General features: G+C 57.4%; 11 protein-coding genes and 4 tRNA genes. All 15 read left to right on the top strand.

Annotated elements, in window-relative coordinates; translation table 11 throughout:
* Positions 1 to 255 precede the first annotated feature (255 nt).
* On the top strand, positions 256 to 1,215 hold the full coding sequence (gene birA / locus ACNFIC_RS04150) for a bifunctional biotin--[acetyl-CoA-carboxylase] ligase/biotin operon repressor BirA (protein WP_138221883.1): 960 nt from the start codon (positions 256 to 258) through the stop codon (positions 1,213 to 1,215).
* Entirely contained in the window at positions 1,205 to 1,954 is a 750-nt protein-coding gene (locus tag ACNFIC_RS04145) for a pantothenate kinase (protein WP_138221882.1), read from the top strand. The genes birA and ACNFIC_RS04145 overlap by 11 nt, the downstream gene beginning before the upstream one ends.
* A 7-nt stretch (positions 1,955 to 1,961) precedes the next feature.
* On the top strand, positions 1,962 to 2,387 hold the full coding sequence (locus ACNFIC_RS04140) for a hypothetical protein (protein WP_138221881.1): 426 nt from the start codon (positions 1,962 to 1,964) through the stop codon (positions 2,385 to 2,387).
* Between the two features lie 143 nt (positions 2,388 to 2,530).
* A tRNA-Tyr gene (locus tag ACNFIC_RS04135) sits at positions 2,531 to 2,614 on the top strand.
* A gap of 23 nt (positions 2,615 to 2,637) precedes the next feature.
* Positions 2,638 to 2,711 (top strand) — tRNA-Gly (locus ACNFIC_RS04130).
* 29 nt (positions 2,712 to 2,740) lie between these two features.
* Positions 2,741 to 2,816: transfer RNA gene (locus ACNFIC_RS04125), tRNA-Thr, on the top strand.
* An 80-nt stretch (positions 2,817 to 2,896) separates the two neighbouring features.
* On the top strand, positions 2,897 to 4,090 hold the full coding sequence (gene tuf, locus ACNFIC_RS04120; protein ID WP_003255489.1) for an elongation factor Tu: 1,194 nt from the start codon (positions 2,897 to 2,899) through the stop codon (positions 4,088 to 4,090).
* A 54-nt stretch (positions 4,091 to 4,144) separates the two neighbouring features.
* A tRNA-Trp gene (locus tag ACNFIC_RS04115) sits at positions 4,145 to 4,220 on the top strand.
* A 44-nt stretch (positions 4,221 to 4,264) separates the two neighbouring features.
* Positions 4,265 to 4,633: a preprotein translocase subunit SecE gene (gene secE, locus ACNFIC_RS04110; protein ID WP_138221854.1), complete on the top strand. Its 369-nt coding sequence runs from the start codon at positions 4,265 to 4,267 to the stop codon at positions 4,631 to 4,633.
* A gap of 9 nt (positions 4,634 to 4,642) precedes the next feature.
* On the top strand, positions 4,643 to 5,176 hold the full coding sequence (nusG, locus tag ACNFIC_RS04105; RefSeq protein ID WP_110996446.1) for a transcription termination/antitermination protein NusG: 534 nt from the start codon (positions 4,643 to 4,645) through the stop codon (positions 5,174 to 5,176).
* Positions 5,177 to 5,295: 119 nt separating this feature from the next.
* On the top strand, positions 5,296 to 5,727 hold the full coding sequence (rplK, locus tag ACNFIC_RS04100; protein ID WP_023382638.1) for a 50S ribosomal protein L11: 432 nt from the start codon (positions 5,296 to 5,298) through the stop codon (positions 5,725 to 5,727).
* Positions 5,727 to 6,422 (top strand): 50S ribosomal protein L1, encoded by a 696-nt coding sequence (rplA, locus tag ACNFIC_RS04095; RefSeq protein ID WP_416780013.1) that lies wholly within the window; start codon positions 5,727 to 5,729, stop codon positions 6,420 to 6,422. The genes rplK and rplA overlap by 1 nt, the downstream gene beginning before the upstream one ends.
* Before the next feature lie 197 nt (positions 6,423 to 6,619).
* On the top strand, positions 6,620 to 7,120 hold the full coding sequence (gene rplJ / locus ACNFIC_RS04090) for a 50S ribosomal protein L10 (protein ID WP_138221852.1): 501 nt from the start codon (positions 6,620 to 6,622) through the stop codon (positions 7,118 to 7,120).
* 78 nt (positions 7,121 to 7,198) lie between these two features.
* Complete coding sequence (rplL, locus tag ACNFIC_RS04085) at positions 7,199 to 7,564, top strand: 50S ribosomal protein L7/L12 (protein ID WP_003255496.1); 366 nt, start codon at positions 7,199 to 7,201, stop codon at positions 7,562 to 7,564.
* A gap of 219 nt (positions 7,565 to 7,783) precedes the next feature.
* The gene (gene rpoB, locus ACNFIC_RS04080) at positions 7,784 to 11,857 is read left to right on the top strand and encodes a DNA-directed RNA polymerase subunit beta (protein WP_138221851.1); all 4,074 of its coding nucleotides are present in this window, start codon (positions 7,784 to 7,786) and stop codon (positions 11,855 to 11,857) included.
* Positions 11,858 to 11,891: the final 34 nt, after the last annotated feature.

The raw sequence follows: 11,891 nt of genomic DNA, 5'->3' as shown, positions 1-11,891 counted from the left end.
ATCCCATCCCGAACTCAGTAGTGAAACGATGCATCGCCGATGGTAGTGTGGGGCTTCCCCATGTGAGAGTAGGTCATCGTCAAGATTCATTTCGCAAAACCCCTATCTGCGTAAGCAGGTAGGGGTTTTGTCTTTTCCTGCTGGCCAAAAATGGCCGAAATGCTCGTCGGCACTGCCTGCTGCGTACAGCCCTTTTCCTATGCAAGCCAAGCCCCCCTAGCTATCATGCCTGCCTTATTCCAAGTCGAGACTGGCATGCTGAAGTTGTTGAATCTCCTCAAGGACGGCCGGTTCCATTCCGGAGAGGCTTTGGGGGCAGCGCTCGGGGTGAGTCGCAGCGCCGTTTGGAAGCAGCTGCAACACCTGGAAGGTGAGTTTAACCTCACTATTCACAAGGTCCGTGGGCGTGGCTACCAGCTGGCTGCGCCATTGGTCTTGCTCGACACGCAAGCCATCAGCGAATTTGCTGAAGGCGAGTCATGGCCGGTTTTCATTCACCAAACCATCGATTCGACCAATGCTGAAGGCTTGCGCCTTGCCGGGCAAGGTCATGCGGCGCCATTTCTAGTACTGGCTGAGCGTCAGACTGCTGGTCGTGGCCGACGTGGCCGTATGTGGGTGAGTCCCTTCGCTGAGAACCTGTATTACAGCTTGGTCCTGCGTGTCGAAGGTGGCATGCGCCAGCTCGAGGGATTGAGCTTGGTGGTGGGGCTCGCTGTGATGCGTACGCTACAAGGGTTTGGTGTGAAGGGAGTCGGGCTGAAGTGGCCCAACGACGTTTTGGTTCGCGGGCAGAAGATCACCGGTATTCTTCTTGAGTTGGTCGGTGATCCGGCGGATGTTTGCCATGTCGTGCTGGGTATAGGCATCAATGTGAACATGCAGGCCAATGAACAAGTCGATCAGCAGTGGACGTCCTTACGGCGTGAAGTGGGCGCGGCAATTGATCGCAATCAGTTGGTGGCTACCTTAAGTCGTCAATTGAAGCGTGAGTTGGAGCGTCACCGTCGCTATGGCTTCGCAGCATTCCAGGAGGAGTGGGAGCAAGCGCATCTCTGGCAGGGGCGTAATGTTTCGTTGATTGCAGGTAACAGCCAGATCGACGGCGTGGTGTTGGGCGTGGATGGGCAGGGTGGTTTGCGTCTTGAGGTCGACGGTGTGGAGAAGAGCTTCAGTGGTGGTGAGCTCAGTTTGAGGTTGCGTGATGATTCTTGAGCTCGATTGCGGTAACAGCTTTATCAAGTGGCGTGTGATTCACGCGGCGGACGCCGCCATCGTGGGTGGAGGCATCGTCGACTCGGACCAGGCTCTGCTGGATGAGGTCGCAGCACTCTCCCAGTTATGCCTCGCAGGCTGTCGTATCGTGAGTGTGCGCAGCGAAGAGGAAACGGCAGCGCTATGTGCGTTGATTGCTCAGGCGTTCGGCGTGTTCGCCAGGGTGGCTGAGCCTGCGCGTGAAATGGCAGGGGTGCGCAATGGCTATGACGACTATCAGCGCCTGGGTATGGATCGCTGGTTGGCGGCTCTGGGGGCTTTTCATCTGGCGAAGGGAGCTTGCTTGGTGATTGATCTGGGGACTGCCGCCAAGGCGGATTTCGTCGGCCCCGATGGCGAACACTTGGGTGGCTATATCTGCCCTGGCATGCCGCTGATGCGTAGCCAGCTGCGCACGCATACGCGGCGTATCCGTTACGACGATGCCTCTGCCGAGCGAGCGTTGAGCAGCCTTGCACCGGGGCGTTCAACTGTCGAGGCTGTCGAGCGCGGGTGTGTGCTGATGCTACAAGGTTTTGCGCGCATCCAGCTTGAGCAGGCACGTGCCCTGTGGGGCGAGCGCTTCACAGTGTTCCTGACTGGTGGTGATGCGCCACTCGTACGTGATGCTGCGCCTCAGGCGCGTGTGGTTCCTGACCTGGTATTCGTTGGCCTTGCAATGGCCTGTCCATTGGACTGAGGTGCTTATGCGTTGGTTGTTTCTGCTGTTGCTGGTGCTGAATGCCTTCTACTACGTCTGGCATCAGCAGGGCGCCCCGCTCAAGGCCAAGGATGTCGCCCCGCTTTCGCTGTACAAAGGTACGCAGCAGGAAATCCGCCTGTTGCGAGAGACGGGGGGCGCCGCGCCGCCGCCGCGCCGGGATGAATGCCTGGTAGTGGGGGGGCTTGCTGCTCGCGAGCAGCTCGATGCGCTGCGCCAGCGGTTATTGAGCCTTGATATTTCGGCCGCGCCGGTGTCTGGGCAGTTGCCAGGAGCAGATGGGATGTGGCTCAAGATCGCCCCGCAAAGCGAGCGTTTACTGGATGCAGCAGTCCTGGCTACTCTTTCCAACGATTTCAAAGACTTAAAACATAAAATTATTTTCTGCCAGGGTATTGCAACTGGCGAATAGGTTGATAGAATGGCGCCCGCTTCAGAGGGAACGCCACTGAGGTGGTAGTACCGGAAGTGATGTCAACGCAGCTAACTTTCAGATTTAATTGAAAAAAATGCTTGACAGTGGGGCGGCAGAGAAATAGAATGCCGGCCACATCTGGAGGGATTCCCGAGCGGCCAAAGGGGACGGACTGTAAATCCGTTGCGAGAGCTTCGAAGGTTCGAATCCTTCTCCCTCCACCAGTTTAGCGAGAGCTGCAAGCTCCGCGGGTATAGTTTAGTGGTAGAACCTCAGCCTTCCAAGCTGATGATGCGGGTTCGATTCCCGCTACCCGCTCCAAGTTTTGCAGGTTTTGCACAAAGAGTTTCGCTCTTGTAGCTCAGTTGGTAGAGCACACCCTTGGTAAGGGTGAGGTCAGCGGTTCAAGTCCGCTCAAGAGCTCCATTTAGACAAAGGCAGATATGAAAATATCTGCCTTTGTTTTATCAGCGCAATGACTATTTCTTCTGCGGAGGACTGTATCGATGGCTAAGGAAAAGTTTGATCGTTCCCTTCCCCACGTTAACGTCGGCACTATCGGCCACGTTGACCACGGTAAGACCACTCTGACTGCAGCTCTGACCCGCGTTTGCTCCGAAGTTTTCGGTTCGGCAATCGTTGAGTTCGACAAGATCGACTCGGCTCCAGAAGAGAAAGCGCGCGGTATCACCATCAACACCGCTCACGTCGAGTACAACTCGACCATTCGTCACTACGCTCACGTTGACTGCCCAGGTCACGCTGACTACGTGAAGAACATGATCACCGGTGCTGCCCAGATGGACGGCGCGATCCTGGTTTGCTCGGCCGCTGATGGTCCGATGCCACAAACCCGTGAGCACATCCTGCTGTCCCGTCAGGTAGGCGTTCCGTACATCGTGGTCTTCCTGAACAAGGCTGACCTGGTAGACGACGCTGAGCTGCTGGAACTGGTCGAGATGGAAGTTCGCGACCTGCTGTCCACCTACGACTTCCCGGGCGACGACACCCCGATCATCATCGGTTCGGCTCGTATGGCGCTGGAAGGCAAAGACGACAACGAAATGGGCACTACCGCTGTCAAGAAGCTGGTAGAGACTCTGGATAGCTACATTCCTGAGCCAGTTCGTGCCATCGACCAGCCGTTCCTGATGCCGATCGAAGACGTGTTCTCGATCTCGGGTCGTGGTACCGTTGTTACCGGCCGTATCGAGCGTGGTATCGTCCGCGTTCAGGATCCGCTGGAAATCGTTGGTCTGCGTGACACCACCACCACCACCTGCACCGGCGTTGAGATGTTCCGCAAGCTGCTGGACGAAGGTCGTGCTGGCGAGAACTGCGGCGTTCTGCTGCGTGGTACCAAGCGTGACGACGTTGAGCGTGGCCAGGTTCTGGTCAAGCCAGGTTCGGTCAAGCCGCACACCAAGTTCACCGCAGAAGTCTACGTCCTGTCGAAGGAAGAAGGCGGCCGTCACACTCCGTTCTTCAAAGGCTACCGTCCTCAGTTCTACTTCCGTACCACTGACGTGACCGGTAACTGCGAACTGCCGGAAGGCGTTGAAATGGTAATGCCAGGTGACAACATCCAGATGACTGTCACTCTGATCAAGACCATCGCAATGGAAGATGGCCTGCGTTTCGCCATCCGTGAAGGCGGTCGTACCGTCGGCGCCGGCGTCGTAGCAAAAATTATTGAATAAGTAGTTGATTTACTTGATCGGGCCGGTATAATGGCCGGCCTGATACAGCGTTAAAGGTCAGTAGCTCAATTGGCAGAGCGACGGTCTCCAAAACCGTAGGTTGGGGGTTCGATTCCCTCCTGACCTGCCATTCACCTCGGTGTGATTGGCTTTCTTCTTACAGGATCCTCCCCGATGACTCCCAAAACTGAAGCCCAAGAATCGCGTTTTGATCTGTTCAAGTGGCTCGCTGTTGTCGCATTGGTAGTCGTAGGTGTCGTGGGTAATCAATATTACTCCGCCTCTCCGATTCTGTATCGCGTACTCGTTCTGCTTGTTCTGGCTGCTGTCGCGGGCTTCGTTGCTCTGCAGACCGCCAAGGGTAAGTCGTTCTTTACGCTGGCGAAGGAAGCTCGTGCCGAGATTCGTAAAGTCGTGTGGCCGACCCGCCAAGAGACCACTCAGACCACGCTTATCGTCGTGGCTGTAGTTCTGGTTATGGCGCTGCTGTTGTGGGGGCTCGATTCCCTGCTCGGTTGGTTGGTCTCCTTGATTGTTGGCTAAGGGTGTCCCGTGGCTAAGCGTTGGTACGTTGTGCATGCTTACTCGGGTTACGAGAAGCATGTGATGCGCTCCCTGGTAGAGCGCGTCAAGCTGGCTGGCATGGAAGACGAGTTCGGCGAGATCCTGGTTCCGACCGAGGAAGTCGTCGAAATGCGCAATGGCCAGAAGCGTAAGAGCGAGCGCAAGTTCTTCCCGGGCTATGTGCTGGTTCAGATGGAGATGAACGAAGGGACTTGGCACCTTGTCAAGGATACCCCTCGTGTCATGGGTTTCATTGGTGGTACCGCGGATAAGCCCGCGCCGATCACTGATAAAGAAGCTGAGGCCATCCTGCGTCGCGTCGCCGATGGCAGTGATAAGCCTAAGCCCAAGACGCTGTTCGAGCCGGGTGAAGTGGTTCGCGTCATTGACGGTCCCTTCGCTGATTTCAACGGCAGTGTCGAAGAAGTTAACTACGAAAAGAGCCGCTTGCAGGTTGCAGTGCTTATTTTCGGTCGCTCTACTCCGGTAGAGCTCGAGTTCAGCCAGGTCGAAAAGGTCTAGCGGAACGCAGCATCCCATACCCCGCAGCCCTACGTGCTGCGGGGTTTTGTCGTCACTGGGATAAAACGCAAGTTATCCGGGGAGCCATCTGGCGTTCGTACCCGATTTTGGAGTAGCTCATGGCTAAGAAGATTCAGGCTTACATCAAGCTGCAAGTAAAGGCCGGCCAGGCCAACCCAAGCCCACCCGTTGGTCCAGCACTGGGTCAACATGGTGTGAACATCATGGAGTTCTGCAAGGCTTTCAACGCCCGTACTCAGGGTCAAGAGCCAGGTCTGCCGACTCCAGTGATCATCACTGTTTACAGCGACCGTAGCTTCACCTTCGAAACCAAGAGCACCCCTGCCTCGGTTCTGCTGAAGAAAGCTGCTGGCCTGACCAGTGGTTCGGCTCGCCCGAACACCGTTAAAGTCGGTACCGTGAACCGTGCTCAGCTGGAAGAGATCGCCAAGACCAAGCAGGCTGATCTGACCGCCGCTGACCTGGATGCAGCTGTGCGCACCATCGCCGGCTCTGCCCGTAGCATGGGCCTGAACGTGGAGGGTGTGTAATGGCTAAGCTGACCAAGCGTCAAAAGGCAATCGCCGAGAAAATCGAAGCTGGCAAATCCTACAACTTCGAAGAAGCGGCAACCCTGCTGGCTTCGCTGCCTGCCGCCAAGTTCGTCGAGTCCTACGACATCGCTGTTAACCTCGGTGTTGACCCGCGTAAATCCGACCAGGTCGTTCGTAGCGCTACTGTGCTGCCACACGGCACTGGCAAGACCGTTCGCGTTGCTGTCTTCACCCAGGGTCCAGCTGCTGAAGCCGCTTTGGCTGCCGGCGCTGATCGCGTAGGTATGGACGATCTGGCTGCCGAAATGAAAGGCGGCGACCTGAACTATGACGTCGTTATCGCATCGCCTGATGCCATGCGCGTTGTAGGTCAGCTGGGTCAGGTCCTGGGTCCTCGCGGCCTGATGCCTAACCCGAAAGTTGGTACCGTGACTCCAGACGTGGCTGGCGCCGTCAAGAACGCCAAGGCCGGTCAGGTTCGCTACCGTACCGACAAGAACGGTATCATCCACACCTCCGTAGGCAAAATTGGTTTCGAAGCCAACAAGCTGAAGGAAAACGTTGAAGCCCTGATCGCTGATCTGAAGCGTATCAAGCCAGCTTCCTCGAAAGGTATCTACGTCAAGCGCGTTACCCTGAGCACCACCATGGGCCCAGGTCTGATCATCGATCAGAGCTCGCTGAACGTGTAATGCTCGGCCGGTGCGACCTGGTCGTACCGGCTATCAAATTGGGGTCCCTGCCTGGCGGGGGCTATCCAAGACCGTAGGCGGCGCAAGCCTTAAACCAAAAGCCTACGCAGATGGTGCTCCCGATTCGTTCGCGAATCAGACACCAAAACGACATCCGGCCTCGGCTGGATGAAACGGTAGAAACCAGGAGTAAACCCGTGGCAATTAAACTCGAAGACAAGAAGGCCATCGTCGCTGAAGTCAACGAGGCTGCCAAAGTCGCTCTGTCCGCTGTCGTGGCCGATGCCCGTGGTGTGACTGTAGGCGCAATGACCGGACTCCGTAAAGAGGCCCGCGAAGCTGGCGTTTACGTACGTGTCGTACGTAACACCCTGCTCAAGCGCGCTGTTGAAGGCACCGAATTTTCGATCCTCAGCGACGCGTTCAAAGGCCCGACCCTGATTGCCTTCTCCAACGAACACCCGGGCGCTGCTGCCCGTCTGTTCAAGGAGTTTGCCAAGGGTCAGGACAAGTTCGAGATCAAGGCAGCTGCGTTTGACGGCAATTTCATTGCAGCGAACCAGATCGACGTGTTGGCTACCCTGCCGACCCGCGACGAAGCTATCGCAAAACTGATGAGCGTGATCCAAGGCGCCACCAGCAAGCTGGCTCGTACTCTGGCAGCCATTCGCGACCAGAAAGAAGCTACCGCTGCCTAAGGCACGCGCAACTCTTTCAAAATCATACGTTTAATTTGATGGCTGCGTAGGCTGTCACCCCAATACAGGATTTAAGTCATGTCCCTGACTAACGAGCAAATCATCGAAGCAATCGGCCAGAAAACCGTTCTGGAAGTTGTTGAGCTGATCAAAGCAATGGAAGAAACCTTCGGCGTTACCGCTGCTGTTGCCGCTGCTGGCCCAGCTGCTGCTGCTGCCGTTGTTGAAGAGCAGACCGAGTTCAACGTTGTCCTGGTTGAAGCCGGCGACAAGAAAGTGAACGTGATCAAAGCCGTTCGCGAGCTGACCGGTCTGGGCCTGAAAGAAGCCAAAGAGAAAGTCGATGGCGCTCCTCAGGTTGTAGCTGAAGGCGTTTCGAAAGAAGCCGCTGAAGACGCTAAGAAGAAGCTGGAAGAAGCAGGCGCTAAAGTCGAGCTGAAGTAATTTCGACTTTGCGACTCCAGTCCGAGCGTTGAGCGAAGGGCTGATGGCTGGTGGCTTATGCCACCGGCCTTTTTCCGTTATTGGTGGCCGATCAGGTCGGCCCCGATAACGAGCTGCAAGACACCCAAGAGGGTGGCGCAAACCAAGGGGTTTGCACGATTTTCGGCTGCTCCCGCCGGGAGATGCCAAACAAGCAGGTGACCAAGCTGGGGAATGCTGATGGCTTACTCATACACTGAGAAAAAACGTATCCGCAAGGACTTTAGCAAGTTGCCGGACGTCATGGATGTGCCTTACCTCCTGGCCATCCAGCTGGATTCGTATCGCGAATTCCTGCAGGCGGGAGCATCCAAGGACCAGTTCCGCGACGTCGGTCTGCATGCGGCCTTCAAATCGGTATTCCCGATCATCAGCTACTCCGGCAATGCTGCCCTGGAGTACGTCGGCTATCGCCTGGGCGAGCCGGCCTTCGATGTGAAGGAATGTGTCCTGCGTGGTGTGACCTTCGCGGTTCCGCTGCGTGTGAAGGTGCGCCTGATCATCTTCGACAAGGAATCGTCGAACAAAGCGATCAAGGACATCAAAGAGCAAGAAGTCTACATGGGTGAAATTCCCCTGATGACTGAGAACGGTACCTTCGTTATCAACGGTACCGAGCGTGTGATCGTCTCCCAGTTGCACCGTTCGCCTGGTGTGTTCTTCGACCACGACCGTGGCAAGACCCACAGCTCCGGCAAGCTGCTGTACTCCGCTCGTATCATCCCTTACCGCGGTTCGTGGTTGGACTTCGAGTTCGACCCGAAAGACTGCGTGTTCGTGCGTATCGACCGTCGCCGCAAGCTGCCGGCCTCGGTACTGCTGCGCGCCCTGGGCTACAGCACTGAAGAAGTGCTGAACACCTTCTATACCACCAACGTCTTCCACATCTCCGGCGAGAAACTGAGCCTGGAGCTGGTGCCGCAGCGTCTGCGTGGTGAAGTCGCAGTCATGGACATCCATGACGGCAGCGGCAAGGTCATCGTCGAGCAAGGCCGTCGTATCACTGCGCGCCACATCAACCAGCTGGAAAAGGCTGGTGTGAAAGAGCTGGACGTGCCGATGGAGTACGTACTGGGTCGCACCACCGCCAAGGCCATCGTTCACCCGGCCACTGGCGAGATCCTGGCCGAGTGCAACACCGAGCTGACCACCGATCTGCTGATCAAGATCGCCAAGGCTCAGGTCGTTCGCATCGAGACCCTGTACACCAACGACATCGACTGCGGTCCGTTCATTTCGGACACCCTGAAGATCGACACCACCAGCAACCAGCTGGAAGCCCTGGTCGAGATCTATCGCATGATGCGTCCAGGCGAGCCGCCAACCAAGGACGCCGCCGAGACCCTGTTCAGCAACCTGTTCTTCAGCGCCGAGCGTTACGACCTGTCCGCTGTCGGTCGCATGAAGTTCAACCGTCGTATCGGTCGTACCGAGATCGAAGGTTCGGGCGTACTGAGCAAGGAAGATATCGTCGAAGTCCTCAAGACCCTGGTCGATATCCGTAACGGCAAAGGCATTGTCGACGACATCGACCACCTGGGTAACCGTCGCGTTCGTTGCGTCGGCGAGATGGCCGAGAACCAGTTCCGCGTTGGCCTGGTGCGTGTAGAGCGCGCGGTCAAGGAACGCCTGTCGATGGCTGAAAGCGAAGGCCTGATGCCGCAAGACCTGATCAACGCCAAGCCGGTTGCGGCGGCGGTGAAAGAGTTCTTCGGTTCCAGCCAGCTGTCGCAGTTCATGGACCAGAACAACCCGCTCTCCGAGATCACCCACAAGCGCCGCGTCTCTGCACTCGGCCCGGGCGGTCTGACCCGTGAGCGTGCTGGCTTCGAAGTACGTGACGTACACCCGACCCACTACGGTCGCGTGTGCCCGATCGAAACGCCGGAAGGTCCGAACATCGGTCTGATCAACTCCCTGGCGGCGTACGCCCGCACCAACCAGTACGGCTTCCTGGAAAGCCCGTACCGCGTGGTGAAAGAGGGTGTGGTCAGCGACGACATCGTATTCCTGTCCGCGATCGAAGAAGCCGATCACGTCATTGCACAGGCTTCGGCCGCAATGAACGAGAAGAAGCAACTGATCGACGAGCTGGTAGCAGTACGTCACCTGAACGAATTCACCGTCAAGGCGCCGGAAGACGTCACGCTGATGGACGTTTCGCCGAAGCAGGTTGTTTCTGTCGCGGCCTCGTTGATTCCGTTCCTCGAGCACGACGACGCCAACCGTGCCTTGATGGGTTCGAACATGCAGCGTCAGGCTGTACCGACCCTGCGCGCCGACAAACCGCTGGTGGGTACCGGCATGGAGCGCAACGTCGCCCGTGACTCCGGTGTCTGCGTGGTCGCTCGCCGTGGTGGCGTGATTGACTCGGTCGATGCTAGCCGTATCGTCGTTCGCGTTGCCGATGACGAAGTCGAGACCGGCGAAGCCGGTGTGGATATCTACAACCTGACCAAGTACACCCGTTCGAACCAGAACACCTGCATCAACCAGCGTCCGCTGGTGAGCAAAGGTGATGTGGTCGCACGTGGCGACATCATGGCCGACGGCCCGTCCACCGACATGGGTGAACTGGCACTGGGTCAGAACATGCGCATCGCGTTCATGGCGTGGAACGGCTTCAACTTCGAAGACTCCATCTGCCTGTCCGAGCGTGTGGTTCAGGAAGACCGCTTCACCACGATCCACATTCAGGAACTGACCTGTGTGGCCCGTGATACCAAGCTTGGCCCAGAGGAAATCACCGCGGACATCCCGAACGTGGGTGAAGCTGCGCTGAACAAGCTGGATGAGGCCGGTATCGTCTACGTGGGTGCTGAAGTTGGCGCCGGCGACATCCTGGTCGGCAAGGTCACCCCGAAAGGCGAGACCCAGCTGACTCCGGAAGAAAAACTGCTGCGTGCGATCTTCGGTGAGAAGGCCAGCGACGTCAAAGACACCTCCCTGCGCGTGCCAACCGGCACCAAAGGCACCGTCATCGACGTACAGGTCTTCACCCGTGATGGCGTCGAGCGCGATAGCCGCGCCCTGGCCATCGAGAAGATGCAGCTGGACGAAATCCGTAAGGACCTGAACGAAGAGTTCCGCATCGTCGAAGGTGCTACCTTCGAGCGTCTGCGTTCTGCCCTGAACGGTCAGGTGGTCGACGGTGGCGCGGGCCTGAAGAAAGGCACCGTGATCAGCGACGAAGTCCTGAACGGTCTGGAGCACGGCCAGTGGTTCAAGCTGCGCATGGCTGAAGATGCACTGAACGAGCAGCTGGAAAAGGCTCAGCAGTACATCGTCGACCGCCGCCGTCTGCTGGACGACAAGTTCGAAGACAAAAAGCGCAAGCTGCAGCAAGGTGATGACCTGGCACCGGGCGTACTGAAGATCGTCAAGGTCTACCTGGCTATCCGCCGTCGCATCCAGCCGGGTGACAAGATGGCCGGTCGTCACGGTAACAAGGGTGTCGTCTCGGTCATCATGCCGGTCGAAGACATGCCGCATGACGCCAACGGTACTCCGGTAGACGTTGTGCTGAACCCGCTGGGCGTACCTTCGCGTATGAACGTCGGTCAGATCCTCGAAACCCACCTGGGCCTCGCGGCCAAAGGTCTGGGCGAGAAGATCGACCGGATGATCGAAGAGCAGCGCAAGATCGCTGAACTGCGTGCGTTCCTCACCGAGATCTACAACGAGATCGGTGGTCGTCAGGAGAACCTGGAGTCGTTCACCGACGAAGAGATCATCGCTCTGGCGAACAACCTGAAGAAAGGTGTGCCAATGGCCACTCCGGTCTTCGATGGTGCCAAGGAGCGTGAGATCAAGGCCATGCTGAAACTGGCTGACCTGCCAGAAAGCGGCCAGATGCAGCTGTTCGATGGCCGGACCGGCAACAAGTTCGAGCGTCCTGTGACCGTTGGTTACATGTACATGCTCAAGCTGAACCACTTGGTGGACGACAAGATGCACGCGCGTTCCACTGGTTCCTACAGCCTGGTTACCCAGCAGCCGCTGGGTGGTAAGGCGCAGTTCGGTGGTCAGCGTTTCGGGGAGATGGAAGTGTGGGCGCTGGAAGCATACGGCGCGGCATACACCCTGCAAGAAATGCTCACAGTGAAGTCGGACGACGTGAACGGCCGTACCAAGATGTACAAGAACATCGTGGATGGCGATCACCGTATGGAGCCGGGCATGCCCGAGTCCTTCAACGTGTTGATCAAAGAGATCCGTTCGCTCGGTATCGATATCGATCTGGAAACCGAATAACACGTGACGCGAAGGGGAGTGGGGCAGGTAATGC

This window comes from Pseudomonas sp. NY15463 (assembly GCF_048068415.1).
Classification (GTDB): Bacteria; Pseudomonadota; Gammaproteobacteria; order Pseudomonadales; family Pseudomonadaceae; genus Aquipseudomonas; species Aquipseudomonas mosselii_C.
Note: the sequence above shows the minus strand (reverse complement) of the source record. Positions and strands in the feature narration are given on the sequence as shown.